Annotated in this window: 27 protein-coding genes; 2 read left to right on the top strand and 25 right to left on the bottom strand. The window is 67.3% G+C overall.

Going from position 1 to position 24,756, the window contains the following annotated elements:
• Positions 1–525 precede the first annotated feature (525 nt).
• From ACIP8W_RS28645 to ACIP8W_RS28545, 21 genes are all read right to left on the bottom strand, one after another.
• Entirely contained in the window at positions 526–1,029 is a 504-nt protein-coding gene (locus ACIP8W_RS28645) for a hypothetical protein (RefSeq protein ID WP_402205267.1), read from the bottom strand.
• Positions 1,026–2,474: a type IV secretory system conjugative DNA transfer family protein gene (locus ACIP8W_RS28640; protein WP_402205265.1), complete on the bottom strand. Its 1,449-nt coding sequence runs from the start codon at positions 2,472–2,474 to the stop codon at positions 1,026–1,028. The genes ACIP8W_RS28645 and ACIP8W_RS28640 overlap by 4 nt, the downstream gene beginning before the upstream one ends.
• Before the next feature lie 39 nt (positions 2,475–2,513).
• The gene (locus ACIP8W_RS28635) at positions 2,514–2,777 is read right to left on the bottom strand and encodes a hypothetical protein (RefSeq protein ID WP_401282373.1); all 264 of its coding nucleotides are present in this window, start codon (positions 2,775–2,777) and stop codon (positions 2,514–2,516) included.
• On the bottom strand, positions 2,777–3,097 hold the full coding sequence (locus tag ACIP8W_RS28630; protein ID WP_402205263.1) for a DUF6238 family protein: 321 nt from the start codon (positions 3,095–3,097) through the stop codon (positions 2,777–2,779). Before ACIP8W_RS28630 ends, ACIP8W_RS28635 begins: the two co-directional genes overlap by 1 nt.
• A 62-nt stretch (positions 3,098–3,159) precedes the next feature.
• Positions 3,160–4,596: an ATP/GTP-binding protein gene (locus ACIP8W_RS28625; RefSeq protein ID WP_401282367.1), complete on the bottom strand. Its 1,437-nt coding sequence runs from the start codon at positions 4,594–4,596 to the stop codon at positions 3,160–3,162.
• Entirely contained in the window at positions 4,593–6,119 is a 1,527-nt protein-coding gene (locus tag ACIP8W_RS28620; protein ID WP_402205261.1) for an SCO6880 family protein, read from the bottom strand. The genes ACIP8W_RS28625 and ACIP8W_RS28620 overlap by 4 nt, the downstream gene beginning before the upstream one ends.
• Before the next feature lie 6 nt (positions 6,120–6,125).
• The gene (locus ACIP8W_RS28615) at positions 6,126–7,757 is read right to left on the bottom strand and encodes a hypothetical protein (RefSeq protein WP_402205259.1); all 1,632 of its coding nucleotides are present in this window, start codon (positions 7,755–7,757) and stop codon (positions 6,126–6,128) included.
• Positions 7,738–9,048: a hypothetical protein gene (locus ACIP8W_RS28610; protein ID WP_402205257.1), complete on the bottom strand. Its 1,311-nt coding sequence runs from the start codon at positions 9,046–9,048 to the stop codon at positions 7,738–7,740. Before ACIP8W_RS28610 ends, ACIP8W_RS28615 begins: the two co-directional genes overlap by 20 nt.
• Positions 9,049–9,051: 3 nt before the next feature.
• The gene (locus ACIP8W_RS28605) at positions 9,052–9,390 is read right to left on the bottom strand and encodes a hypothetical protein (protein ID WP_402205256.1); all 339 of its coding nucleotides are present in this window, start codon (positions 9,388–9,390) and stop codon (positions 9,052–9,054) included.
• A gap of 50 nt (positions 9,391–9,440) precedes the next feature.
• Positions 9,441–10,418, bottom strand: coding sequence for an NlpC/P60 family protein (locus ACIP8W_RS28600; RefSeq protein ID WP_402205254.1), 978 nt, complete (start codon positions 10,416–10,418; stop codon positions 9,441–9,443).
• Between the two features lie 10 nt (positions 10,419–10,428).
• The gene (locus tag ACIP8W_RS28595; RefSeq protein ID WP_402205252.1) at positions 10,429–10,692 is read right to left on the bottom strand and encodes a hypothetical protein; all 264 of its coding nucleotides are present in this window, start codon (positions 10,690–10,692) and stop codon (positions 10,429–10,431) included.
• Between the two features lie 783 nt (positions 10,693–11,475).
• The gene (locus ACIP8W_RS28590) at positions 11,476–12,027 is read right to left on the bottom strand and encodes a hypothetical protein (RefSeq protein ID WP_402205250.1); all 552 of its coding nucleotides are present in this window, start codon (positions 12,025–12,027) and stop codon (positions 11,476–11,478) included.
• Positions 12,028–12,109: 82 nt separating this feature from the next.
• Positions 12,110–13,228, bottom strand: a complete 1,119-nt coding sequence (locus ACIP8W_RS28585; RefSeq protein WP_402205249.1) for a DUF2637 domain-containing protein — start codon at positions 13,226–13,228, stop codon at positions 12,110–12,112.
• The gene (locus ACIP8W_RS28580) at positions 13,228–13,647 is read right to left on the bottom strand and encodes a DUF6195 family protein (protein WP_402205247.1); all 420 of its coding nucleotides are present in this window, start codon (positions 13,645–13,647) and stop codon (positions 13,228–13,230) included. The genes ACIP8W_RS28585 and ACIP8W_RS28580 overlap by 1 nt, the downstream gene beginning before the upstream one ends.
• Positions 13,644–13,994 (bottom strand): DUF4326 domain-containing protein, encoded by a 351-nt coding sequence (locus ACIP8W_RS28575; RefSeq protein WP_402205269.1) that lies wholly within the window; start codon positions 13,992–13,994, stop codon positions 13,644–13,646. The genes ACIP8W_RS28580 and ACIP8W_RS28575 overlap by 4 nt, the downstream gene beginning before the upstream one ends.
• Positions 13,994–14,722, bottom strand: a complete 729-nt coding sequence (locus ACIP8W_RS28570; RefSeq protein ID WP_402205245.1) for an ATP-binding protein — start codon at positions 14,720–14,722, stop codon at positions 13,994–13,996. The genes ACIP8W_RS28575 and ACIP8W_RS28570 overlap by 1 nt, the downstream gene beginning before the upstream one ends.
• A 2-nt stretch (positions 14,723–14,724) precedes the next feature.
• Complete coding sequence (locus ACIP8W_RS28565; protein WP_402205243.1) at positions 14,725–15,591, bottom strand: hypothetical protein; 867 nt, start codon at positions 15,589–15,591, stop codon at positions 14,725–14,727.
• Positions 15,591–15,950 (bottom strand): hypothetical protein, encoded by a 360-nt coding sequence (locus tag ACIP8W_RS28560; RefSeq protein ID WP_402205241.1) that lies wholly within the window; start codon positions 15,948–15,950, stop codon positions 15,591–15,593. Before ACIP8W_RS28560 ends, ACIP8W_RS28565 begins: the two co-directional genes overlap by 1 nt.
• A gap of 60 nt (positions 15,951–16,010) precedes the next feature.
• Entirely contained in the window at positions 16,011–16,592 is a 582-nt protein-coding gene (locus ACIP8W_RS28555; RefSeq protein ID WP_402205239.1) for a WhiB family transcriptional regulator, read from the bottom strand.
• 57 nt (positions 16,593–16,649) lie between these two features.
• Entirely contained in the window at positions 16,650–17,024 is a 375-nt protein-coding gene (locus ACIP8W_RS28550; RefSeq protein WP_402205238.1) for a hypothetical protein, read from the bottom strand.
• Positions 17,024–17,338: a transcriptional regulator gene (locus ACIP8W_RS28545; RefSeq protein WP_402205236.1), complete on the bottom strand. Its 315-nt coding sequence runs from the start codon at positions 17,336–17,338 to the stop codon at positions 17,024–17,026. The genes ACIP8W_RS28550 and ACIP8W_RS28545 overlap by 1 nt, the downstream gene beginning before the upstream one ends.
• Before the next feature lie 374 nt (positions 17,339–17,712).
• Here ACIP8W_RS28545 and ACIP8W_RS28540 point away from each other — a divergent pair, with 374 nt between their 5' ends.
• Positions 17,713–18,549 carry a helix-turn-helix transcriptional regulator gene (locus ACIP8W_RS28540; protein WP_402205234.1) on the top strand — a complete coding sequence of 279 codons (837 nt, stop codon included), beginning with the start codon at positions 17,713–17,715 and terminating at the stop codon, positions 18,547–18,549.
• 55 nt (positions 18,550–18,604) lie between these two features.
• Here the strand turns inward: ACIP8W_RS28540 and ACIP8W_RS28535 are convergent, their stop codons facing one another.
• The 3 genes from ACIP8W_RS28535 to ACIP8W_RS28525 are packed head-to-tail and all read right to left on the bottom strand — an operon-like array spanning position 18,605 to position 21,429.
• Positions 18,605–19,792: an amidohydrolase family protein gene (locus ACIP8W_RS28535; RefSeq protein ID WP_402205232.1), complete on the bottom strand. Its 1,188-nt coding sequence runs from the start codon at positions 19,790–19,792 to the stop codon at positions 18,605–18,607.
• Positions 19,793–19,815: 23 nt separating this feature from the next.
• Entirely contained in the window at positions 19,816–20,931 is a 1,116-nt protein-coding gene (locus tag ACIP8W_RS28530; protein WP_402205230.1) for an MAB_1171c family putative transporter, read from the bottom strand.
• Between the two features lie 3 nt (positions 20,932–20,934).
• Positions 20,935–21,429, bottom strand: coding sequence for a hypothetical protein (locus ACIP8W_RS28525; RefSeq protein WP_402205228.1), 495 nt, complete (start codon positions 21,427–21,429; stop codon positions 20,935–20,937).
• Positions 21,430–22,190: 761 nt separating this feature from the next.
• Here ACIP8W_RS28525 and ACIP8W_RS28520 point away from each other — a divergent pair.
• On the top strand, positions 22,191–22,628 hold the full coding sequence (locus ACIP8W_RS28520; RefSeq protein WP_402205227.1) for a pyridoxamine 5'-phosphate oxidase family protein: 438 nt from the start codon (positions 22,191–22,193) through the stop codon (positions 22,626–22,628).
• 1,370 nt (positions 22,629–23,998) lie between these two features.
• Here ACIP8W_RS28520 and ACIP8W_RS28515 read toward each other — a convergent pair.
• A complete protein-coding gene (locus ACIP8W_RS28515; RefSeq protein WP_402205225.1) occupies positions 23,999–24,538 on the bottom strand; it encodes a VUT family protein in 540 nt (179 codons plus the stop codon).
• Positions 24,539–24,756: the final 218 nt, after the last annotated feature.

Genomic DNA, 24,756 nt, shown 5'->3' with positions numbered 1-24,756 from the left:
ATCCGCCGCTACATCATCTGGCGAAACCGCCACGCCGACGACCGGCGCCTACGCGCGGTCATCGACAGGGCCAACGTTGCCTGATACGGCACTAGATTGATGGGGATCCGGGGCCTTCTGGTGAAGCGAGACCATCTGAGACAGCTACGTCCCCGCACATTGATCGCCGCGGTTCCGGGCAAGCGGATTGATCCTTTTGCTCGGCTGTGTCAGGTCGAGCCTCAGAAGTCTCTCGCCCGGTGACCTTCGTGAACACCTGTTCTGCGCGATCCAGGGTCAACCGCATCGTGCCGTAAGGCCCCGCGGCGTACCCGGTCCGGTGCCCATGCAGGTGCAGTTCCTCCACTGCCTGAAGGCCGGCGTCGACCTCCGGCACGTCGTCCGGTGGGACGAGGGCGTGCAGTTCCTCCGTCCACTCCCAACCGAGATCACGGAGCACGGCCCGGGCTTCCTCCTGCTCCCAGCCGCTTCGCGCCACCAGTCCGTGACGAGGGTCCGTCGAGAAGACCATGTTCGGGTCCGTCATCATCCGGCCATCTCCTCGACTCGTCCCGCAGATCCCGTCTCCTCGCCCTTGGCCGTGGGCCAGGCCGCGAGCTGGAAACGCGCCGGACGGTCGTCGTGCTTGCCGACGCGGCATTCGTCGCCTGCCTTGCCCAACGTCTTGTTCATTCGAGTGAGGAAGCGGTCGTACTGCTCATGCCAGATCACGGACGAGCCCGCCTCCGTATACGCGTCTCCCCTGGCGAAGGCCAGGGCCACGATCTCGTATGCCAGGCCCTCGTGCTTCGCCCAGCAGGGCGGGATGACGTCCTGCGGCTGCCAGGCGTACGTCCGGTTCAGCCAGCGGCACACGGAATCGAGCCACGCGGGTATCGGCTTGATCAGCTCTGCTGACAGGGCGCCGATGTCCCACGGGACGGGACCGTCGGCGGCCACAGACTCCTCCGTGCTCCGCTCCGCGATGTACTCCAGGATCAATGCGGGCGGCTCGGGAAAGGGCTCGAAGCGGGTCAGGGTCTCGGTCATGCGGCAGCCGCTCCTTCACGGCCGGCCCACGCCGCCGCGTGGGCCTTGGCCTGGTTCTTCTTCTCGGTGGCCCGCCGGGTCCGCTCGGCTTCGTTGGCGGCCCGCAGGTCTCGGACGTGCCCCTCGATCTCGGACCAGGAGTCCCAGGTCCATATGCCGTCGAGCCGGGTGACGATCGGCGGCAGATTGTCCGCGAGGACCAGAGCGTGCCCCGCGGGCAGGCCCCTGATCTCGTCTCCTCGAAGGACGGGTTCGAGCGCCATGTGCGTGGCCGTCGAGTGGCCGCCGCGGTCCCCACCGGACGTGGTCTTCGTCGTGCGCTCTCGTTCGACCTGACCGCACAGGTCGGACATGTCCTTCAGGAAGTCGGGGTCCTTGTCCCCGGGCAGGACGACGATGTTGTTGGTGAAGGCCGCCAGCTCCTTGGCGGTGTCCTCGCCGAAGCGGGCACGCGCAGACGCCCACGCCTGGAGGCCGTAGACGACCGTGATGCCACGGCCCCGGCCGTCGGCGACGCGTTGGCGCAGGGAGGGGATCGGCGCAATGTTCGGCGCCTCGTCCAGGGCCGCGAGGAGAGCGGGGTCGAGCCGCCCGGCCGGGGAGGCGAGGGCGTGCCCTTCCGCGAGATCCAGAAGGTCTTCGGCTATCGCGGTGGTCAGCGGCGCGACGCTGTTCACCTCCGAGTCCTTGCCGAGGAGGTAGAGGGTGCCCCCGGCGTCGAGGAAAGCGCCGAAATCCGTGGGGTTCTCTCGGTCTCCCTGAAGGGCGTTGATCACCGACTGGTGCATGAAGGGTTCGAGAGCCGCGTCGAGGGTCGAAGCGGTGTTGCCGACGGTGCGGCTGTCGCCGGTGGTGGCCGTGCGGAGCATGTCCGCCCAGCCGGGGCCGGCGCCCGGATGAGCGTTGAGGATGCCGAGCGGTGCCGGGTCGGTCAGCTTGCGGGCCCACCGCAGCACCCAGTCGAGGGAGGCGCCGTCGAGAGCGGCGGCGTGGAAGATAGCAGCGAGGATCTTGGAAGCCTGCCCCTTGTAGAAGGCGCTGCCCTCGCTGGACTGTGCTGCGCCGTTGGGGGTGCGTGAGCCCGCGACGAACGCCTTCCCGCGCATCATCGCCACCTCTGTGTCGGCTGCGCCGTTGATCGGCGTCCACCGGAAGCGGGGGAGGCTGGGAGCGATGTTCTGCGGGTCGAAGACCGCGACGGGGCGGCCGTCCCGCTGCCTCGCGTCCAGGGTCAGTTCGACCAGATCCGGCTTGGTCGAGGTGGCCAGGACGGGCCCGGCCCAGTTGCGGACGAGCGGGGCGAAGAACCTCATCGTTTTTCCGCTGCCCATCGGGCCGATGACCCGGCATGCCTTGTCGGCGCGGGACCAGAGATCGACGCCCTTCGGGCGCTGCGAGGTGCCCAGCGAGTAGCCGAAATCGTGAGTATCGAGGGGGTTGTGCATGACGTACTCCGGAGCGAAGTGGGCGACGAGGAGAGAGGGTCAACGAGCGGCGGGGCGGTTCTTCGCGAAGCTCACCCCGGCTGCGCGGCTGGGGTGGCCGTCGTCGCTGGTGAGGGAGGGCCGGATCTCGGTGGCCTTCAAGACTGCTTTGGCCGACATCTGGCGCTTGAGCTGTGCCTTGCTCGCGAATCCGGCGTTGCGCCGTCCGCGGTTCAGCAGGAACCAGAGCGTCACCAGGGCCACCGCGCACACGGCCGTCACGGCGTACAGGGCCAGGGAGATCCCGCCGGGCATGATGTCCATTACTCGGCCCTCCGGGCGACGCGGGCCGCCAGGTAGCGCATCCGCCGGCCGCACAGCCGCGACATTGACGCATCGGGCCCGGCACAGCGCGGGGGCGCGGTGTGGAAGGCGCTGTGCAAATCCTCGGCGGCTCGCCAGATATGGGCGACGGCCGTACGTACGCGACCTCCCGCGGCGGAGTAGTCGCCGTGGTCCAGCACGAGGGCCAGTTCTTTCATACGCCGGGCGAGGTCGAGCACTTCGGCGTGCAGCTGGTCGATGTCCTGTCGCACCGCGCGCTCGTCGGCGGGAAGCGTGGTGTGGTCGGTGGTGACGGTCATGGCGAGAGCTCGTTCCGAATCTGCGTGAAAGGGGTCGGCGGCGGAGAGGCGGCGGTATCCGCTCATTCGGCGTCCGGGGAGGTGCTGGTCAGGTCGGTCATCGAGCCGGAGGAGAAGCACAGGTGCTGCTCGGCCTCCACCAAGAGGTGCTGGACGCCGGGGTAGATCACCTCGCCGACCTTCCACAGCGCGATTCCGCGGCGCAGGCGCATGATGTGCTCGGCCGTCCAGGACGGCAGACCCAGCCGGGCCACCGTGGCTTCCGCCTCGGCCTTCTTCTGGCTGTAGATCACGATGGTGTCAGCCATCTTCAACGCCGCTTGGGTCTCCGGGCTGTCGTCGATGTCGGACAGGTGATGGACGATGAAGATGCAGCTCAGCCCGTATCCCCGCGCGAACTTCAGGAACTTCTCAAGCAGCGACGCGAGTTGGGGGGTCCCGAGGATGTGCCAGGCTTCCTCGCAGACGAGGATGCGCTTGCGCTGCGTGTAGCGGCGGCAGCCGGAGCCGGGGTTCGGCCCCAGCTCCCAGGCTCCGGAGTTCGCGTCGACCACGACGCGGTTGTGCTGCCCCGGCTCCGTCCCGCATTCGCACAGCGGGCGCAGCCAGACTTCTTCGAGGAAGACCGAGATCACGGCGACGAGGATGGTCATGGCGACGCCACCGGACGGGACCTTGGTCAGGTCGAAAACAATCATGTCGGCGTCAAGATCCACGCCTAGGCTGGTCGGGCCGTCGAGCATGCCCGTCAGGTCGCCGGTGTCGTCCTGTTCACTGCCGCAGAGCCGGTCCAGGACGTAGGACGCCTCCAGGCCGTCACCGAGAAGTTCGTCCCGCGTACGCTTCTTGGCCGTCGCGTCGGACTCCTCCGGGGACCGCAGCGCGGCGGAGACGTCGGCCAGGACCGGCGTCCGGCCGAGTTCTCCCGCCCGCTGGTGGGCCCTGCGGATCGCGATCCGCAGGGCAGAGCCGGCGAACTCGTCCAGGGCCTTGCCGAGACCGAGTTCAACGATCGTGCGTACCAGCTCGACTTGCCGCTTGCCCGCGATGGCCGGGTCCATCGGGTTGATGCACGAGGCACCACGGCCGCCACCGGGCGCGAACTTCACCGGGGCCTTGCCGGTCAGCGAGCGGCCGAGCGCGGCCCACTCGCCTTCTTCGCGCTCCTTCTGCTCCTTGGTGTCGAGGACGACGACCTGACGCCCGAGGCGGATCTGCCGGGCCGCGTACGTCTTGGTCAGGGCCGACTTACCCCGGCCCGTGTCCCCCATGACGATCATGTTGCCGCCGGGCAGGCCGTCACCGAACGCCGAGAACGGGCAGTAGATGAACGCCTTGCCCGAGTACAGCTCCCGGCCGATGATCGCGCCCGCCGTGCCGAGGGTCGGCGGAGCGATCGGCAGGTACAGGGCCTGGCTGGTGGTCGTCTCGGTGTAGAGGGGACGGCGCACCGTCTCATGCATCGGCGACAGCGGGGCGAGGTCGAGCAGGTCGGTCACTTGATGCCTCCGGCGAGGGGCAGGGTCGTGGCGAAGGCACGGGCGTGTTCGAGGTCGAGCCATTCGATACGCAGGTGCGCGTTGCGGGCGCGGGAGGCGGTGGTGCGCTTGGTGCGCTCCAGTTCTTCGGCGCTGCGCGAGGAGATGGTGATGTAGCCGACGACGGCGGAGCCGGCCGCGCCGGAGGAGGCCAGGTTCATGCCGCGTGATCCGGTGGCTCTGGCGGCGATCTGGTCGCGCGGGTCGATGTTCTTGCCGCGCTTCCGGTCGCGGTCGATCTCGGCCTGGTTGTTCGTGTCCTCCGCGAGCATCCGCTCCACGGCCTTGTCGTTGGGTTCGAGCTGCTGCGTGATCGAGATGGTGCGGATGACGTCGGGCATCCCGATCAGCAGAGGCGAGAGGAAGTCGGGGCCGACAGGGGTCGTAGGCCATCCGACGACGGCGGCCGTGGCGTGGTACCAGCTGTCCCTGGAGCCTGCCGCGCGAGTGGCGACGTGGGCACCGTCGCGGACGTCGACGTTGCGGGGGAAGGCGTGCGCCTGTCGGAGATCGGTGTCCCAGATGGCGTGATCCGGGTCGTACGAGTTGCGGATGAACGCGGTCATCCGCCCGTCGTCCAGGGGCGCGATCACAGAGAGGTCGGCGTCCTCCGCGCGGGACCACAGCTCATCCAGGTACGCGGCCATGGCGGCGGCGACTCCTTCGTCACCGGTACCGCGGGCGGCACCCTCGGCCGCCAGGTCGCGGGTGAACCGGGCGTGGATGGTGATGTAGTAGCGGTGCTCCTCAGCAGAAGTCGACACGGCGTTGGCCAGTACGTCGTACGAGTCCTTCAGCCACTGCGGGGCGTCCGTCGTCGCGGCCGACTCGTCGCGCTGCGCGATGTAACGCTGGTGGGCGTAGGGGTCCGACTTCATCTGCCGGGCCAGGACCTGGATGCGCTTCACCGGGTGTTCCTCGACGTTCCCGAAGGCGTCGAGGAGTTCGCCCCAACGCTCCAGGGCGACGATCTGCTCACCGACTTCCTTGCCGCCGAGGCCGGGCGAAGCGATCTCCAGGGTGGCTGTGACGCACCCGGCCTCCGGCTGGAGGACCACGACGGCCTGCTGACCGCGGACCGTGACCGGCACCCACGTCATGCCCGTGACGCCTTCCGGCTCCACAAGAGCGGCGTCCGGCGGTGTGCCGTTGCGGCGCACGCCGGCCTCGACGGCCGGGGACACCCATACGCCGCCGGTACGGCGGAGCGCCTTGCGGTGGTAGCGGTTGATCCGCCACCAGCGGTAGAGGGTGCGCCGCTGGGACGTGCCCTTGGGCCGGTACGGGGCGTACACGATGACCAGGGCGAGCAGGATCGGCAGGACCAGGCACGTTGCGGCGATGGCCGTCACGCCGTTGAAGAGGTAGCCGAAGAGGATGCCGGTGACGGCGCCGCCGCCGAGGACGACCTGTTCGCCGAGGTCTCGGCGGCCGACCAGCCCTGTGGGGCGGTGCTTTCCGAACTGATACGTACGAGTCGACATGGAGGGTCACTGATCCTTGCTGGGGTTCGGTCGTCCGGGTGCCTGGCCGCCCGAGGGCCGCGACGGCGGCGGGGGCGTGACGGAGGGCCCGGTGCCCGAGGTGGTTCCTGATGTGGAGGAGGGGGAGGCGGGTGGTGTCGGGCCCGAGGTTCCCGTGCCGGTTGACGGCGGGGAGGGCGGCTGTGCTGTGCTCGGTGCCCCGTTGGCTTCCGGTGGGCGTCCGGCCGAGGCGTGGCCACCGGCCGAGAACCAGTCCGGAGAAGAGCTGACGACCGGGTCGGAGGTCGCTCCCTGGGGACGAGCGGCGGCCGGTGCACCGGACGTTCCGGCGGTGTCGTCGCCGCCCTGCTGGCTTTCGGGCTGTTCGGGCTTGCCGCCGCTTGCGGCGTCGGTGCCCTGCGCGCCCGGGGAGCTGGTGGCCTTGTTCTTCGCCATGTCGACGCCGGCCTTGGCAACGGCGAGCCCGGCCGCGACCGGTCCGGCCACAGCCGTTCCGCCGCCCATCTTCGCGCCAGCGGTCTTGGCGCCAGCGGTCTTGGAGCCGCCGACCAAGGAGTCCTGCACGTGTGCGCCCATCGCCCTGTTGGCGTGCTGGGCGGGGCCGTCGATCGCGGCGGCCGGGCCGGAAGACTGTGCACTCTTCCGGTCGTGGTGGAGGCTGGCCATCTCGTCGCCGAAGGCAGGAACCCACTTGTAGAGCGTGGCGGACGCGAAGACGGCGAGCAGGAGGATCAGCGCGCCGACCAGGGTCTTGGAGACCGCGTCGGACATGCTCCCCGAGGTGTCGCTGAGGATCGCGCCGCCGAGGCCCAGCAGGGCGAACAAGATCGGTTTGCTCAAGCCGATGGCGAAGATGGCGCCGAACCACTTCTTCGACTTGCCCCACAGGTCGCGATCGACCAGCCCGGCGTTGACGATCGGCCCGAGCGCGACGGCCACGTAGATGGCCGCGCTGCGGATCAGCAGCTCGATCCACATCAGCAGGGCGCCGCACATCATGATGAGGTTGACAACCAGCAGCTGTCCCACGCCCTCCGTGGGGTTGGCCGCCATGACCTTGAGGATGTTCTCCAGGAACGGTTTGAAGTTGCTCGTCGCGTACGGCTCGAAAACGGCGGTGACTTCGTCAATGGCCTTCATCAGCAGCGCGATTGCGCCCGGCGTCATGGCGTTGACCACGAACTGGAGGAGCAGGAAGCCGATCGCCTCGGACACGGCGGTGGTCAGGGCGACTCCGCGGACCGCCCGCTTGGCCACGGCGATCAACCAGAGGGCCACGGTGAGCAGGCTGGAGGCCGCGAAGATGATCGCGTACTGCTTCAGGAAGCCGGGGCTGGTCAGGTCGATCTTCGTGGTGTTCTGGATCAGCTCCAGCATCTTGCGCAGGAACCAGATGTTCGCCTCGGTGAGCTTCTGGAGCAGGAACCCCAGCGGGTCCTTGACGAAGTCGATGGCCGCCTTCGCTTCACACACCATCGGGATGTAGCAGAAGGGGTTCGCCACCGCCGAGGGCATAAACACGAACCCGATGATCACGTTGACCATCGCCACCGCCTGGAGGCGGCGGCGCCAGCGACCCGGCGCTCCCCGCTCGATGGTCAGCAGGCCGGGGGCGTCGTCACGCAGTCGCAGGCGCATTGCTGGCACCCCCCACGTCCGCGAAGCTGTCGGCCGGGGCCGCCTCCTGCATGGCCGGCGGAGACGGCACGAGCGGGTCGGACGGCGTGACGGCCGTCGTCTTCCAGGTGCCGTCCTCCCAGACCACATCCACGGTCATGCGCAGGAAGGCGACCTGCGGGCGCTGCGTCTCGTCCTTCCCGGCGACACCCCCCACCGACGCCGTCCACAGCTCCACGCTCGCGGCCTGGTCGGAGTAGGAGACCGAGCGGGTGGCGAGCGCCGCCGTCCGCGTGATCAGTTCGCTGCCGTCGGCGGTCGTCCCGTCCGCGCCGACGCCGCGGTTCTCCATGACCAGACGAGCCGTCGAGTCGGTGTCCGAGGTGACCGAGTGCAGCACGCTCGACGCTGCGGTGGACGCCAGCATCCGGTGTCGCCAGTTCTCATCCGTGAAGAACCGAGGGTCGCCGTAGAGCATGGTGGCGCTGACGGCAGCGGCACGAGCGCCGCGCTCGTTGTGTCCGTACGGTGCCGGGAATCCACTTCGGTCTTCGGCACCGCTCAGCACGGGGTCTTCTGCAGCGGCCGGAACGTAGTCCGAGAAGTCGCCCGGTACGTTGGATGCCTGCCGCACGTCGATCGGAGCGACCAGTCCCGTCGAGGCCGAACTGTCCTTCAGCTTCCAATCGTCGGACTCCCAGGTGAGGGTGACCGTCACCGACTGGAAGCCCGTCTTCGGTGTCGCGTGCCCGGCCGTGCTGCCGCGAACCGTCGTCGTCCACAGCCGCACCATCGCCCCGTGGGCGTCGAAGCCCAGGACATGCGCCGAGAGGACACCGGTACGCGCGACGGTCTTCTTGACGGAGACCTTGGAGGTGTCGCCCCGCAGGGAGCCGACCGCGTCCTCGGCAGCGTGGTCGGCCTTCTTCACCGCCGCATCAGACGAGCCCTTGGCCGCCATAACTGCCACCGCACGGTGCCGCGCGTCCTTGTCCGTGAGGAACTGCGAGCTCCCGCTGACCGTCGTGTAGTTGGCCGCTGCGGCCTTGGCACCGGATCGAGTGTGCGGGTAGCCGACGGGGACGCCGTGCAGCTCCCGCACGCCTTCCCCGCTCGCCTGCGGAGCCGAGTGGGAGGGTGCCGACGCGGAGGGTGCCGTGGCCGCAGGGGTGCCCGTCGTCATGCTGACGACCACCCCGGCCGCGGTGACCACGGCCGCGCCGCCAGCCGCGATGCCCCAGAGCTTGGCCGACGAGCGGCGCGCTCCGCTGGCTTTCGAGGAGGAAACGTTCCTCCGGGATCGGATAGGCATGGGTCACACACCCATGCCGTACGTGATGGCGAAGATGGTGCCGAAGCTGGCCACGAGGAAGACGCAGGTCAGGCCGCCGACCATCATGCCCTTGCCGCGTGAGCTGTCCATCGTGGAGTGGCCCTCACCGAACCACCCCTTCGACTTGCCGACACCCGCGAGGAAGGCACCGGCGCCGACGACGAGGACGACGGCGGCGATGACACCCAGGATGACCTTCGCCGTGCCGCCGAGCTTCCCGAAGGGGCCCCAGTCCGGCTTCACGCCGGACACGACATCGACTCCGGCGGCGAGGGCCGTGTGCAGGGAGGGATCGACGGCGGCAGAAAGGAGGTTGTGCATGGTTCAGCCCCTTGGTGCTGTGAGGAATAGTTTGGGGTTTTTTGGCGTGATCAGCCGACGTGCCGCATCGCGATGATCTGCGGTTTCCAGTAGCTGAGCGGCTTGATCCGCACCTGAGCCCCGGTGTGCGGTGCGTCGATGACCTGGCCGCCGCCGATGTACATGCCGACGTGCTCAGGGCCGGCGCTGCCGGGGACGCTGAACAGCAGGTCGCCCGGGGCGAGTTGGGAGATGGCCTTGACGGCGGTCCCTGCGTGGACCTGGTCGTACGTGGTTCGCGGCAGGTTCACTCCCGCCGCTGACCAGGCCATCTTGGTGAGCGAGGAGCAGTCGCAGCCGCCCACACCCTCGTACGGCATGACGCAACTGCCGCCCCACCGGTACCAAGTGCCCAAGGCCGTCTTCGCGGCCGAGATCGCACGGGCGGCGCCCTTGCCGGCCGGTGCGTCCGGGCTGACGGCGTCGGCCCATTTCGAGGCCAGAGCGCGGATGCTGCGCACGTAGTTGCGGGTCTCGGGGTACGGGGGGATGCCGCCGTACTTGATCACCGCGCCGCCGCCCGCGTTGTACGCGGCCAGCATGTTGTCCGTCGAGTCGCCCGGCACCTTCTTGACCTCGTCGGCCAAGGTGCAGTCGTACGCGGCTTGCGCGGCGATGGCGTCGGCAGGGTTGCGGACGTCCTTGACCCCGTCGCCGTCGCCGTCTTTGCCGTGCTGTGCCCAGGTCCCTGGCATGAACTGAGCGATGCCGAGGGCGCCGACGGGTGACGTCGCACCGGAGTTGAAGTTGCTCTCCGTGTACAGCTGAGCCGCCAGGAGGGAAGCTGTGACCTGCGGGCACTCGCCCGCGTGCTTGTTGATCAGCTCACGGACCCAGCCCGGAACAGGCGCGTCCGTCGTGATGCCGCCCCCAGGTCCGGCTTCCTGCGCGGAGGCGCTGTCGGCCCCTCCAAACGTGGTCAGCATGGCGACGCCGGTGATGAGCCCGGCCGTGACGAGTCCCAGGCCAGCTTGTGTGCCCTTGTTCATCGCGGCCCCGTCACGCCCAGGGCAAGGCAGTGACGCGCCAGCCCTCGGCGGCGTGCTCCAGGCGGAGTGCGAGCTGTTCGTTACTGCTGCGCGCGTGGCCGGACTTCGCGGTGGTCGTAAGGGTGTAGCTCACGCGGACGAGGGCGGAGGAGGCCGTTGCCGCAGGTGCGCCGTCGGGGACGACTGCTGACGTGATCTTGGCCGTCTGATGTGCCTTCTCGGCCCGCAGGGCGGCCCAGACGGCGTCTTGACCCGGCCGCTTCTGGGCGAGCACGCCAGCGAGTTCCCCCGAGGCGAGCCGGGCTGCCCGAGCGCCGGCATCCGCGTACGAGCTGTCGGCACCGTCGCGGGCGTCGTGTTCCGCGTAGGCCGTAGTGAAGGCCCGCGCCGTCCGTGCAACGTCTTTGGGGAGTCCGGAAGCTGACGGGGAGGAGGTAGCGCTGCTGTGCGGCGTGGCCGTGTCGGGGATTCCCGCCGAGACGGAGTGCGGCTGCGCGGACACGGTCGAGGCCGCGGAGGCGTCGTTGGTCGAATTGGAGCAGCCGGTCGACAGAAGGGCCAGGGAACCAGCCACACCTATCGCTGCTGATATAGGTATGAAACGGGTGGATCGAGGCATGCGGGGACCACAACCTTGGTGCAAGAGATTTCGGAAGTGCGAGCGGCGCGGTCCCGCGGGGGCTGGGGACCGCGCCGCTCCTTCGCAGGAAGGAGGGGGATTCCTCCTGCGGGCTTTACCGGCGAAGGCCGGGGAAAGCGCAAAGCAGGCCGGAGCATATAGCTCTATCTGCCTGTCTCATCTGCGGAAGAGTTCGATCTTGTTTCGCATCTGCGAGACGGTTGAGCTGACGGGTGCTTACTCATATCAAGGCCATCAGCCCCTTCCGTGATTCGGGCGAGAACGTGAGCAGATCTCTACGGCCGAAAAACGCCTTGTGGCGTTGGCCGTGCCTGAATCCTTGCAGGAGTTCGCGGACAACTCGAATCACGAAAAAAGCCGGAACTTAATTCCTGGAATTAAGTTCCGGCTTTCGCTCGGGGGGAGGCTTTGCGGACCCTATGCCGCCCCGTGGCGCAGGTGCTCGATCGCCACGCCGAGCCACGGCGCGGCCGGGCCGGAAAGACGCAGGGGTGCGCACGTGCTGTACGAGAGGACGACGGCGGACGGCTCAGCAGCGACTCCGGTCAGAAGGGCGTGGTCGAACGGCATCCACTCACGAGCCCTCAGCGGCAGGAGCCGTACCCCGGTTGAGGTGAGCACCACTCGGGCGGCGGTGTGATCGCGCCACTGCGGAAGGGCGGCATCCTCCGCTTCCTGGCGCCGACGGGCGTCGAGACGACCGTTGCTCACCCACCGCCGGCCGAAGGTCGGGTGATCCTCGAAATACCCGCTGGCCGAGGTCGGGTAGTCGACCTCTGTCCCATAGAAGCGGGCGGCGGAGCACGCCACGTCCGCGAAGGCGACTTCACCGGCCGCAAGTACAAGGCAGTCCGCTTGGACCGGCACAAGACTGCCGCCGCCCTGGAGGTGAACCGTGAGGGCGGACGCTGCCTGTACGGCATCGGCGTGGACGGCGTCCTCCGCCCGGTCGCGTCGGCGAGACCACATCGTCGTTCCTTCCTGATCAAGCTGACGGCCGGGGCATGCACGGCGCGAGCCACGCAGGCCCCGAGTCCGTCATGAGATGAGATCACCAGAGGGCGGTGGAGGCAGCGGCGGGTGTCCTCGCTGCCTCGTCGTCCTCTTCCTTCAGCCGGGCCAGCAGCACACCAAGACGGTCGTTGCTGATCGCCTGGTGCTTGCGGACGGCGTCCCCTACAACCTCACGACTGGTCCGTCCGGCCCGCTCGGTAGCGGCCCGCGCGATCGGCAGCAACTCTGCCAACCAGTCGTCGTCCGGCTCCCGGTCCTGGGAGCATTCCGAGTCGTCCGGGACGGACGGCTTTTCGCCGTCCGTAGGGGTCCGGACCGCCGTGGGGCTGGGGGATTTCGTGCTCTCCGTCACTGCTGTGGTCGGCGCATGGTCCGCAGGTCCGCCGCCCGGCCCGTCCGCGCTCTTACCCTCCGTCTCCTCTCCGTCCGCTCCCGCGGACGGGTGAGCCGCAGCGTCCTCCGTACGTGGTTCCACGTCGGGCAGGGGCTTAACTTTCCGCAGGTCAACGGTTACTGGGGCGGCATCCTGCGGCGCGGACGGACCGCTCGTCAACCACCGCGGAGGCATCGATGCTGGCGCTTCCAGCGGACGAGGACTCTGCTGGACCGTGATGCGTTCGAGCGTCGGAGACTCCTCGCGGACCGGTCCGGGACCAGTGTCAGCCCGGTCCGGGACCGCTCGCTCAGCCGTCCGCGCCATCAGGATGTAGAGGTGGACCGATCCGGCCAGGGCGAGGGGCGCGAGCATCGACAGCACACCGACGACGCTGTCCGTAAGGTGCAGCGCGGACCGTCCGGCCTGCGGAGAATCGTTCAACGTGATGGCGTGCAGAGCGTTCGCGCCGAGGCTCGCCCCGGTAGCCGCGAGGAACAAGAACCAGGCGTAGAGCCGTGCGGCGAACCGCTGGTGCCGAAGGAGCACGATGGCTCGCACGCCGTAGGCAATGAACCCGTCGATGAACACCGGGAAGAGGTAGGACAAGGTCTCCCTGGCGTGGATCGCGAGGGCGATCTGACGCAGTGCGTCGTACGAGAAGGCGAAGCCGGCCGCGCCGAGCAGGATGATCGCACTGCGGTCCCAGGCCGTCATTCCGCGCAGGCTGTAGCTCTCCTGCTGTTCGGTTCCCGCCGCCGTGTCTATGTGCGCGTGTGACATCAGAGGCTGCCCCCGTCGCGCGGACTGATGTCCTGCCAGGCAGGGGTCTGCGAGAGGAGCTGTCCGAGCTGTTCCAAAGACGTGACCTCGTGCACGTGCTGACTCGGGCAGCTCACGCACGACACCCGCAGCGAGATTCGTTCCGTGCCGCCCTGATCGGTGTAGTACAGCTCCAGGTGCTGGCCTCCGGTCGTGTCGAGCGACGCGAAGGCTTGCAGGTGCTCCTCGAAGCTGAGAAGCCCCAGTACCTCCCAGTCGAGCGTGACTGCGGCGTCCCCCAGCAGGGTGCGTGCGTACTTGGACGCTGCGGTGATCGACCTCGGACCCCAGGCGCGGAACGCGGCCTCCCGAGCGGTCTTGCGCCGCTCCTCTGCGGTGGTGAGGTGCTTGGCCGCAGCGAACATGATCGGGTGACTCATCGGGGGCCTTCCAGAAGATCGGTGGTGCGGGGTGCGGTGCCGTCGCCGGGCTCATTGGCGCGGCGAAGGAGAACGTCCGCGTGACACGGAGCGTCAAGGGGACATGCGCACATCAGGTCGAGCCCGCGCAGCGTTCGGGCGAAGCGCGCTGCGTAGTGGCGTCCGACCGGGCCCCGGAGCGTGGCTGTGAAGAGGTCTACCGACTCCGCAGCGTCCATCGGGGGTCCGAGCGGGGACCGAGCCCCGGCTGTGAACGGGTTCGCGTACCGGCTGCGCGGTCCGACGTATGTGCAGGCTGTGGAAAGCGTTGCGCCTTCGCGGAACGCTCCGCGAAGGCGGACGGGCATCACGCCGCCCTCCCGCCGCGGCGCCGGTCAGCGCCGATCATCGGCACAAGGGTCGTGACCATCTCGGCCAGACGGCTCGCCACGCGGGCCCCGACGAAGTCGGTCAGGTCAGGCCCGGCCTCATCGCGGGCGGGCAGGTTGGACGTGATGATCGTCGGCAAGCAGTGGTTGTACCTGTAGTTGATCAGTCGGTACGTGACCTCCTCGGTCCATTCCGAGGTCTTCGCCGTACCGAGATCATCGAGGAGCAGGTACTGAACCCTGCTGAGCCGTTGCAGTTCGTGTTCAGCGGCGCCCATGACCTGTGACGGGCGCAGGTTGCCGTACATGTCCGCAGAGTTCACGGCGATCAGCCCGAACCGGTCCGGCCCGCCGGCCGCGATCCTCCGCAAGGCCCCGTATGCCTGATGCGTCTTGCCCGTCCCCGTGAGGCCGGTGAGGAGCAGAGCGCCAGCCCCCGCGTTGTTCGTGAGTGCCCGGTCGGCCCAGCCGATGACCTCCGGCAGGGTGGCCTCCGCGTCGCGGAACCGGGGAGGGGTGGCCCTCTGCCAGCGGCTCAGGGCGTAGTCGGCCCGAGCCCGGGAGTGCCACTCGCGATCTCCGGGGTTCTCTTCCGATGCTTCGTCGGCGGGGTCGGCATCTGGCACGGCCTGAAGTCCTTTCGCAGCGAGTATTCGTTCCATTGCGCGCATCGACCTTGCGCTGCCCGCGCGTTCCGGCTCTGCCATGATCAAAATCCGTTCTGGTAAGCGCTGGGGGCAGCGGTGTTCTGAAAGGGAACCCAGCCTCCGGACTGCCGACGCAGCGGCACGACATTCCCTTGAGAGGCTGCTGCGGGGGGAGCGTGCGAGGGCAGATCCGCCCAGATGCGCAGCAGATAGCGTGCGGACTGTGGCGGACGGTCGGCGTTCCATCGCCGCGCCACCATCTCGACCAGCCGTTCATTTCCCCAACGCGCTGCGAGAGCTGTTATCCGATCCCATTCCGATTCGGTCAGTCGCCAACCAACGAGCATTCCAGCACCGGTTATGGCTGTTACCAGGTCTTTGGCCCCGTCCGGAACCGTCACCGAGCCTTGCTCGACAGCGTTGTTCTCTCGGCGCGACCTCGGCAAGCTAGCTTGCTCTTTGGTGGTGGTAATACTCCCGTAGGGAGTATTACCACCACGTACGCGCGAGGAAGAAACTTCCGAATCTGCCTGCCGAAACTTCCCACTTCCGACTTCACCAGCGAGGTTCTGGGAAGGAACTTCCTGGTCCTTCTCTCCCACTTCTGGCCCGCCAGGGCAGGGAGTGGGAAGTTCCTTCACCGTGTTGGTGGTTTCCTTGGCGGTCCCGCTACACAGCAATATGGAGTAGGAATTCGGGTTGGAGGCGCCCCCTCCGCGTTCGTGGCTCAGTTCACCGAGCTTCGCCAGCTCTCCGAGACATTTCGTTATCGAGCGAGGCGTAAGGCGGGTAACAGCGGATATCTCATCAAGGGTTAGCGTCGCCTTGCCGTCGTCGTCCGCCTCGCGGGCCAGCGCCAGCATGACAAGGCGCGAGCCCCTGCACGACTTCGACTGTGACCAGACCAGTTCGGTCGCTATGGCGCTCATCAGTGGTCACCGTCGCCTATGGCTATGCGACGGCTGAGGGAAAGACCGAAAGACTGGTCGTCCTCCGGGACGTAGCCGTTCTGGTACGGCTCCGGAGTGAGATACAGCGTTTCGGTGGGGAGATAGAAATCGTGGGCGCGGCGCCAGTCGGCAGCCTTTCCGAAACCGCGCCTGACCATGCGCGCAACTTCCTCTTCGGTCTTGCGGTCGATAAGCATGCGGTAAAAGTCCGATTCGAAGAGGTGGGTAACAGACCGGCGCACGGGATAGACCCGCACGAGTACTGCCGTAGGTGCAATTTCTCGAATCTTGGCACCGATGGTCCTGCGCCGAAATCCGGAAGGGCTGTTCTGAAGCATGGGGGAACTCCCGTGAACGCAGGGTCCGCCGTGCGGAAGAATCGTTTCCTCGAGACGGCGTCAGGCGGCGACGACGTGGAGCGATGGCGTGCCCTGCCCGGCCTGCGGCTTTCGGTAGCGACGGGCGAGTTTCAGCAGATACTCGTGCGTCACGCCAAGCCCGCGGGCGACGGCAGCAGCGTCCAGTGATGGATCAGTGGCGAAGCGCGCAATCACGGCGTCCCGGGCGGGCTTGGTCAAGACCGCGGTGCAACCTCGGAGCGCGCCGTCTACTGCTTTCTCGATGTCCCGGGCTTGCCATGCACGCCGCAGCCCTGCACGCTCGGAAGCCAGAAGACCGCCCCGGATTCCGTACTCGTCGTCATCCTTCAGGGACTCCACCAGGCACCGGGCAGCGACGGCCAACGGGCATGACGCGCACAGATTGCGAGGACGGTTGAGGGAGATTCCCAGCTTGGCTTTCACGGAGTCGGGTTCTTCCCTGGGGCCGTCTGCGAGAGGGACGAAGATGTTGATGTCCTGGTTCGCGCATCGGGCGTATTCTGCCCAGTGCTTACCCGGAGCTTTCTTCGACTCTTCTATGAGGGGCAGCCAATTTCCCCGGTGCGCAGCCTCGATGAGGCTGGATATGTCAGTGCTCATTTGTTTCTCGCGATGTTCGCAGCGCCGCGAAATGTTGCAATCGGGCGCGAGGGGAGATCAGGAACGCTTACGAGAGCGCTTGGAAGGCTGAAGAGCCATCAGTACCGACTCGTCATCCCTCTGGGTCTTTTCACCAGGGCTGACGAAGTGCATATCGGAAATCGTGTGGAGGTCATCCTCCGTGAACTGAACGAACTTGCCGAACTTTCGGTGCGGGAGCGTGGATATACGCTCGCGGAGCCACTTTTCCGGAATGTTCAGCCGTTCAGCGGCTTCGCTGTACCCGATGTGCAGACGCTTATCGCGGAAGTCAGCAGCCTGGCTGCCCAACAGGGCGTCCAGGCCGCCGGCCTGAGCCAGGAGACCGACCACGGCCGCGAGTCCCTGCAAGTCCACGGCCGGGCCCGCGTTCGCCGGTGCCACGGCCGCCATCACGCTTCCAGCCCGCGCAGTTCAGCGGTCCGCAGGTCGAAGACGTGCCCGCCGGAGGCTGCCCATCCGGCTTGGGGGAATGAGCGGATGATCCACCGGGCGATGGTGACCGCCTTCGCCCGAGGGACACGAAGGGTCCGTCCGCTGGCGTTCACGGCGGTCAGCCCGAGGTGGGGCCACAGGGTCCGAGGCCCCTGAAGGCGCACCTGTACGACGGCGACTTCCGGCAGCATGGACGACAGTTGCGCCGCCAGACGTTCGGCCGGGCCCGAAGGGATCGCCACCTTCGGGTTGCAGTCCGTAGTGGGGGACATGCGACACTCCTTTATGTGGTACGCCGCTCCGTCGTGCCGTGCGAAAGGACACGGAGTGGCCGTGCGAGTGACCAGCGGCCTTATCGGGGCCACGGATCACGCGCTGTCTGGCGTCCGAGAGGTGCGAACTCTCGGGCGCCGATGGCGTTTTGAGGGGAGGGACCGCGCCCGAGTGCTGCGCGGAATCCCCTCTCCATCGAGTCGGTCCACGATGGGAACCGCAGGTGGGCGAAGGCCGAGAGGGGTGCGAACCCCCTCGTTTTTCGCTAAGATGAAGCTATCTTGGTTCGCATCAAAAGTCAACAGTCCGAGGTTTTCTCGGTTCACCCGAAAAACGAGGTCCGATGCCAGCTCGCCGTTTCGACAGAGAACGTGTGCGCGGGGTACGTCGAGCCGCCGATGTCTCGCAGGCCGACGTTGCGTCCGCCCTCGGTGCTGCGGACTCGACCGTGGCGGGGTGGGAGTCGGGAGCGACGACACCCGATCAAGAGAAGCTGCCTGCTCTGGCCAGGGTGCTGAACCGAGATCTGGACGACCTGTTCCCGCGCAACGGCTTGCCCGATCTGATTGACCTGCGATGCGACGCCGGCCTCTACCGGTACGAGACGCGGACGGTCATCGGTACCAAGAGCGACGGGCCGGTGGCTGGAGCCGAAGGGGGTGTCCGCCGCCTCAAGGACCGGTACATCCCTCTCCTGGCGGCTGCATACGGGGTGACCGAGGACGAGCTGAAGCGCGCCCAGGACCGGTCTTTCGGAGACGCTGACGAGGAGACCGCCGAGGCCGAGAAGGTGCCGGAGACGCTGGCTGAGAAGATCACTTTGTTGCTGGAACGCTCTTACCCGGGCCGAACCGCTCCGGATGATCAGGAGCTCGCGGACTCGGTGAACGCCTACGCGGGTTCCCAGGTCACCTCAGCCGAGGACATCGAGGCCCTGCGGACGGGCGGAGACGACACACCGGTGCCCGTGGTCCTCGAAGGTCTGGCCAAGTTCTTCGACGTCTCGAAGCTGTACTTCGAGCCGAACGAGTCCGTCGCCCGGCAGGTCTACGAAGGGCTCCGCCTCATGTCGGCGGCCAGGCAGGGCAAGGTGGGCCGAGTCCGGGCCCGCGGAATGAGTACCGAGGGCCTGCCGGCCGATGTCCTCTCGATCCTGAACGACCTCGCCAGCGAGCTGGACAAGAAGGCCGGGCCAGGCACCAACAGCTAGTGCCCTGTTCCCCGGACCCGCGAGGGTCAGGAAACAGGGCACCAGTGTGAGGTTCCTACTGCCCCGTGCCGCTCGGCTCGTGGCGTAGACCGGAAGCGAACACGGCCTGGACGCCGCCCAGTGCGGAGAGATCCGCAAGCGGGTCACCGTCCACCAGGAGGAGATCCGCGCGGTAGCCGGGAGCGACCTTCCCCGTGATCTCGCCCAGGCCCAGTGCGGCGGCAGCCTGTGAGGTCGCCATGTCGATGATCGAGGCGTTCGACAAACCCAGGTGCGAGTAGAACGACAGGGCCTGAACAAGTCCGTCGAAGCCAGCGCGCTGCACGCCTGCGTCCGTCCCTGCGATCAGGCGGACTCCGGCGTCGGCCATCTGCCGCACCAGATCGAACATCGCACGGGCGCGTTCCTCGCCGAAGAACTTCGGGAGCATCTGCCAGTGCGGGCTTACAGCCGGGCAGACGGTGATGCCCTTCGTGATGATCTGCTGGACCACATCCAGCCGGAAGTCCAGGCCAGCGCTCGACATCCAGGTGCAGTGCTCGATGGTGTCGACGCCCGCGTCGACGGCTGCGGCGATACCGTCGGCACCGTGGGCATGGGCCGCCACGGGCACGCCCGCCTCGTGGGCTTCCTCAACCAGAGCGGCCAGCTCCTCCGCCGTGAACTGCGACTGGTGGCTCTTGGGACCGTCCTTCGTCAGACCGCCACCGGTCACCATCGCCTTGATGACCCCGGCCCCGGACGCGAGGTTGCGCCGTACGAGCTCGCGGATCTCCGTCTCGCCGGAAACCTCGCCGCCCAGGAAGTGACAGTGCCCGCCCACGGTGGTCGCCGGGGTGCCCGCGGAGACGATCCGCGGCCCCGGTGTACGCCGGTCGTTGATTTCGGCGCCCAGACGAAGTGCCACTCCGCCGCGGTCACCGAGATCACGCACAGTGGTGACGCCACTCCGCAGGAGCTGTTCGCCGCGACGCCGCATGTCCTCGAACAGGGCTTCATCCGTCGAGCCCTGGAGTGTGGCCACCGGATCAGGGCCCCCGTCGAAGGCCAGGTGAACGTGAGCGTCGATGAGTCCCGGCAAGATGGTTCCGCCGAACTCGAAGCGGGGCACATCGGCCCCGGCTCGCTCCTCGATCTCCGTGCGGGGCCCGACGGCCGCGATCGACTCGCCCTCGATGAGAACGGCGCCGTCTTCCAAGTAGGTCCCCGAGTCGACGAGCACTCGTCCACCGGTAATCAGCATCGTGACTCCTTGATCTTGCGAGGTCATGCGGCTGCGCGCAGTTCGTCGGATACCGCAATCAGTTGTTTCACATCCGACTCACGGTCGCTGCCCAGCGCCATCGCGAGGGGAACCGCGCGGCGGGGCGCGGGGACCCCCTTCTCAACCCGGGCGGAGACCCTGCGGAGCCGGGCGGCAAGCTCGGTGGAGTCGATGTTGAGGACTGTGCTGTCGTCACCCTCGTCCAGCAGGTAAGGGCTGATGTCTACCAAGCCGTCGCGGCATTCCACGATGCGGCGGTGATAACGCCGGTGCACGCCGCGGGCCCGCCACCGGTCCAGGGCCGCTGCGGACGCCGGCCGCAACACGTTGTCCGGGTACGTCTCCGCCAGCAGCTCCCACAGCGGCGCGAGGCGGCGGTGATCGCGTCGGTGCTGGAGCCAGAGGCGGAGGGACGAGATCCGGGCTCGGGCTCCGGAGTACGTGATGCCCGCCGCGAACGTGAGGATGGACGCCACCAAAAGGAAGGCGACGGCGGCCATCAGCGGTTTAGGGACCTCTACGTCGGCCGCGCGAACGGCGACGATGACGGCGCGGATCGCGCAGGCCACCGCCATCGCCCCCAGACCCGCGGCGGCCATCCAGAGCCCGGTGGAGTGCGGGCGTCGGGACATGCGGGCGTAGCGGCGAGTCCACCGGCACGCCATGCCGAGCGCGTACATCAGGTAGAGGCCGGCGCCGCCGTAGAAGAACGAGATCTGCGGAGTCGTCATGTCGGCCGTGCTGAAGGAGCCAGCGAAGACCTCGTGCGGCACAGACTCGGCAGCCACCGTGATCGCCACCGCGACGACCGCGACAACGACGGCTTCCTTCCGGGCCCTGCGTCGGCCCGCGTCCTCGTCAGCGGCAGAGTAGAGGTAGAAGCACATCAGGAAGTACACCGCGAGAAGCAGCAATACGTTCTGGATCAGCTTCGCCGTCCCATGGCCGGCGACGGTGTCGACGCCGGACGCGCCGCCGGGCATCGCTACGGGGTACGAGAGGGCAGCGCAAAGCAGGCAGAGGGTGACCGATCGAAGGGGTGCATCATGCGGGCTTCGCTTCCACTGGTAGAGCTTCCAGACCAGTGCGGCCACGAGCCCCAGGAGCAGGCGTTCCACGTTCTACAGCCATCCTCGCCGGTCGCCGAGAGCTGCCTCGACCCGTCGCAGAGCGGGGTCATCGGCCGGAGGAGTGGAGCTTGCGAGTAGGGCCGACCACTCCAGGATGATCGTGGCCACGAGTTCGACGGAGCACTCCTCGCCGTCGTCATACGAGCAACGCTGGGCAACGCGCTTGACCGCCTCAGTCCCGAAGACCGGAAGCAGGGTGGCCCACCCCTCCACATCGACAGCTGCCGCGTCCTCGTCAAGGGCTGTATCGGGCGTGTCTGTCTTCACCCCGCGGGCGGAGTCCGCGGCTGCCTTCTCGTTCTCCGCCACGAGGATGTGCCCGACCTCGTGCAGGATGATCCCGTCCTGGTGCAGGTCGGTCGTCTCGTGCTGGTACAGGATCACGTCGTAGGTGTCGTACTCCGCCCACATGCCCGAGGGGCCGGGCTTGGGCAGCGGAGCTGCGCGCAGAAATAGAGGGCGTCCGCGCCGTCGGCTCAGCTTCACGCAGAGGTCGTGAACGTCGAGCGGGGGAGTGACCCCGAGCTCTTGCAGCTCACGCCGAATTAGCCGGTGCAGATCCTTCTCCACCGTTCGGGCCGTGGCTGTACGCCAGCGTCCAAGGCGTCGGCGGTTGGCTCCGTCTTGAGCGGGAACCTTGGGCTCCGCCGCGTCTCGGCCACTCTTATCCGACCACACTGAGTAATCCCTCCAACCGGCTGTGATGGCTTCCCGACCGGGCGACACCGCGCCCCATGTCGATGACGTCCGGTTCCCGGCGCCGGAAACGACCGCAGTCGGCTGCATTTGCGCCCCCACTGAACCCCCTCGCAGGGGGAGGGGTGTTAGACATCCAGGGCTCGCCGTCTGCTCGGATGTCACGTACGCGAACGCGCCCTGACTCCCCGAGCGGGGCTGCCCCGCGGAGCCAACGGGAACCTCTTTGGACAGTACGTGACGCTTCCGACAAGACATGGCCTAAAAGTCATGATCGATTCGTGTAGACGGCAGGTAACTTCAACTACTCAAAGCGACCCAAAACAACCTTGTTGAAACCTGCATGAGGCTTTGAGCTGCGACTTTATGGTCTGGCGTGAACGGATCAACTTTCGCGAGTTGATGGGTGACTCCGTTATGAACCTGAGACTTTCGATGGGCCTGGCACTCTCGCAAACGCCCGGGAAATGGACAAAATGGCAGATCGGAGGGGGTGTGGTGGCGGTCACTCTGGGGCAGTTCGGGCAACTGCGGCGTTTACGCTTTCAGCCATGTCGAACGCGATATCCGCCCAGTCGGAAAACTACCTGGAGTTCTGGAACGAGTACCACCTGTGCACATTGACCACGCTGCGGCCCAATGGGCGACCGCATGTTGTGCCGGTCGGCGTGACGGTGGACGTCACCGCTGGCGTAGCCCGAGTTATCACCCGCAAATCGAGTCGTAAAGTGGCCAACATTCTCGCGAGTGGGGGCGAAGCCCGCGTAGCCGTGTGCCAGGTCGACGGCGGCCGGTGGGCCACGCTCGAAGGGGTCGCGGAGGTGCGCACCGACGAGGCTGTGGTCGAAGAGGCGGTTGCCCGTTACGGAAAGCGATATGGCCGTACGCCAGCCCCGGACCCTGAGCGGGTGGTCATCCTGGTCTCGGTCGAACGGGCGCTGGGTCAGACCTTGGGCGCCCGACCTCAGACAGCCCAGGCCGCTGCGTAGCGTCAAGTGGCTTGCGGGATGGCAGGGGGCGTGAGTCTGCGTAGATCATGGAGTCGCCGTGGCTGTGCGCATCGGACGATGCCACAGCACAACGAGCCTTTCCGTCAGCAACTCGGCCGCGAACATCCGCTGTCGCCTGGCAACCGCGTGCCGCCGAGTCTTCAGGGAACCGGGCTCAGTGGCTTGGGCTGACACCATCTTCTGTGCGCGCTCAGCGACCTGCGCGGGCAACCCAGGCCTGGTCAAGGAGACGAGCCTCTTCTTCGCCATGGACACCGTCCTGGAGATGCTGCCTGAGTCGCCGGCCGTCGTTCTCACCCGGGCGCGCATCGGAATGGCTTCCTCATTCGCCCGAGGCCGGCTCTGGGAGCGATGGTGCTACGGCGACCGCGACGCACAGGTTGCCGCGACGGCCCGCGCACCGGGGTGGCGTACGGTCTTTGCCCCGCTCCTTGGATGAGGAGTTACTGCTGTCGTGCAGCCAGCCGCTGAGCGGCTGACTGCACAACCTTGATATGGCCAGCCGAGTCGGGCAGTTGAGTGATTCTTTCGCGACCTACTGGCCAACGGCACCCCGCACCAGCCAATAGCGTCCAGCCGTCATTCCACAGCCGCCAGGGTTGTTACTCCGCATCCGATCCTGACTCAGGATCCCGCTACCAAGGCCAGTAGCCCCAGCCCGCTAGCCCGAGCAGGAGGGATGCACCCGCCGCGATCACCGGCGAGACGTACACCGCCAAGACGGTGCGTCCGCCGATTTGAATGTGCACGCCTTCGCGTGGCAAGACCGAGGCCGTGCCGGTCGGAACGTCCGAAATCAGACCGTTGGTAGCCGGATTCCTGGGGGATGACTCCCCGCTAGACGGTGTGCCATGGTAGGCAGTCACGAGATGTCCCTTCTTCGAAGCGCAACCACCGTCTCCCCGGCCTAGGAACCTGAAGGCGGCGGTGCGCGACACTCGAGTCCTCCCGGATCCGGGAGGACGCAAAAGGGCCCCACCATTGGCATGGTGGGGCCCTCGTTGCTGCGACGACGCTATCGGAGATGGATGGGCAAGAGCAAGTGACTCAGACAGGTGCCGGGGCGTCACATAGCTTTGCTGCCAGGCGAGTTGTTTCTAGCTCCGATCATCTGGCGAATCTCTGGACCGCCGCATCGTTCGTGCTCAACCTCGCGCCGGCAGTAGAAACGACATCAGCGTTCCCGTCCACGTCGAGGCCGAAGCCGTGGCTGCGCGCCTCGGGTATGAGGGGAACGTCCATGCCGCCGTCCCTTCTACCCGTGCACGAGGGAGGCGCCCCATGTACAGCAAGAAGCGGGATACTCCATCCCGAGGTGTAGGAAGAACCGCCTCGAGACCTGGCCAGGGTCAGTGACGCGTAGCCTCAGGAAGGACGGCCGCAGCGCGCTTTCGGCGATGTAGAAGGGTCAGGACTGCTACCGCTGCGAGGGTCATCCACGCCTTGCCGAGGATCTGTCCCGGCAGGTATTCGAAGGAGCCGAAGGCAAGCTTGAGGAACAGCAAGCTGTCCGAGAGCAAACCGACCGCGTTCGAGGCGAGCATCGCGATCAGCAGGCCACGTTCCCGCAGAGGCTCATAGACGGCGAAGTCCATGCTTTCGGCGACCACGAAGGCCGCAGCCGACGCCATCGCGAGCGCGGGGTCAGCAAGGAAGTACGACAGGACGGTGCCCATGGCTATCGCTGCGAGGACCGCCCTACGGCCGGCCGCCTCTCGTGCAAGGTCACGGAGGACGAGGGCTAGTCCGACCATGTAGACCCCGGCTGGGGCCGCGTAGCCGAAACCCACTGGGACGGCTCCGAAGTGTGTAACAGCAAGATTGGCCGCGGGAATGGTGGCCACGTAGGCGATCAGCGTGGCGATACCGGTAGGAGCGGGGACGTTCACGATCTTCTCTCTGTCTGGTGAAGCACGAGTTGCGCCCAATCCCCTCCGTGAGCGGACGGCGGGGCAGGCGCCCAGACAGTACAGCCCATGCCACTGACAACAGGGGTGAGGCCAGCCCGCAGAACTCTGGCCAAGAATCGCTCCCACGCCGAGGTCGCACACAGACCGCGTAGGCCGCCGGCTCAGCCTCCGATAGCAGGCGGACGGCGGCAAGACTG

The organism is Streptomyces sp. NPDC088554 (genome assembly GCF_044752945.1).
Taxonomy (GTDB): Bacteria; Actinomycetota; Actinomycetes; order Streptomycetales; family Streptomycetaceae; genus Streptomyces.
Note: the sequence above shows the minus strand (reverse complement) of the source record. Positions and strands in the feature narration are given on the sequence as shown.

Coding starts and splice junctions, on each gene's coding strand:
- ACIP8W_RS28645 (WP_402205267.1), bottom strand. CDS start 1,029: ATGACCGAGACCCTGACCCGCTTCGAGCCCTTTCCCGAGCCGCCCGCA.
- ACIP8W_RS28640 (WP_402205265.1), bottom strand. CDS start 2,474: ATGCACAACCCCCTCGATACTCACGATTTCGGCTACTCGCTGGGCACC.
- ACIP8W_RS28635 (WP_401282373.1), bottom strand. CDS start 2,777: ATGGACATCATGCCCGGCGGGATCTCCCTGGCCCTGTACGCCGTGACG.
- ACIP8W_RS28630 (WP_402205263.1), bottom strand. CDS start 3,097: ATGACCGTCACCACCGACCACACCACGCTTCCCGCCGACGAGCGCGCG.
- ACIP8W_RS28620 (WP_402205261.1), bottom strand. CDS start 6,119: ATGTCGACTCGTACGTATCAGTTCGGAAAGCACCGCCCCACAGGGCTG.
- ACIP8W_RS28615 (WP_402205259.1), bottom strand. CDS start 7,757: ATGCGCCTGCGACTGCGTGACGACGCCCCCGGCCTGCTGACCATCGAG.
- ACIP8W_RS28610 (WP_402205257.1), bottom strand. CDS start 9,048: ATGCCTATCCGATCCCGGAGGAACGTTTCCTCCTCGAAAGCCAGCGGA.
- ACIP8W_RS28605 (WP_402205256.1), bottom strand. CDS start 9,390: ATGCACAACCTCCTTTCTGCCGCCGTCGATCCCTCCCTGCACACGGCC.
- ACIP8W_RS28600 (WP_402205254.1), bottom strand. CDS start 10,418: ATGAACAAGGGCACACAAGCTGGCCTGGGACTCGTCACGGCCGGGCTC.
- ACIP8W_RS28590 (WP_402205250.1), bottom strand. CDS start 12,027: ATGTGGTCTCGCCGACGCGACCGGGCGGAGGACGCCGTCCACGCCGAT.
- ACIP8W_RS28585 (WP_402205249.1), bottom strand. CDS start 13,228: ATGTCACACGCGCACATAGACACGGCGGCGGGAACCGAACAGCAGGAG.
- ACIP8W_RS28580 (WP_402205247.1), bottom strand. CDS start 13,647: ATGAGTCACCCGATCATGTTCGCTGCGGCCAAGCACCTCACCACCGCA.
- ACIP8W_RS28575 (WP_402205269.1), bottom strand. CDS start 13,994: ATGCCCGTCCGCCTTCGCGGAGCGTTCCGCGAAGGCGCAACGCTTTCC.
- ACIP8W_RS28570 (WP_402205245.1), bottom strand. CDS start 14,722: ATGGCAGAGCCGGAACGCGCGGGCAGCGCAAGGTCGATGCGCGCAATG.
- ACIP8W_RS28565 (WP_402205243.1), bottom strand. CDS start 15,591: ATGAGCGCCATAGCGACCGAACTGGTCTGGTCACAGTCGAAGTCGTGC.
- ACIP8W_RS28560 (WP_402205241.1), bottom strand. CDS start 15,950: ATGCTTCAGAACAGCCCTTCCGGATTTCGGCGCAGGACCATCGGTGCC.
- ACIP8W_RS28555 (WP_402205239.1), bottom strand. CDS start 16,592: ATGAGCACTGACATATCCAGCCTCATCGAGGCTGCGCACCGGGGAAAT.
- ACIP8W_RS28550 (WP_402205238.1), bottom strand. CDS start 17,024: ATGGCGGCCGTGGCACCGGCGAACGCGGGCCCGGCCGTGGACTTGCAG.
- ACIP8W_RS28545 (WP_402205236.1), bottom strand. CDS start 17,338: ATGTCCCCCACTACGGACTGCAACCCGAAGGTGGCGATCCCTTCGGGC.
- ACIP8W_RS28535 (WP_402205232.1), bottom strand. CDS start 19,792: ATGCTGATTACCGGTGGACGAGTGCTCGTCGACTCGGGGACCTACTTG.
- ACIP8W_RS28520 (WP_402205227.1), top strand. CDS start 22,191: ATGTCGAACGCGATATCCGCCCAGTCGGAAAACTACCTGGAGTTCTGG.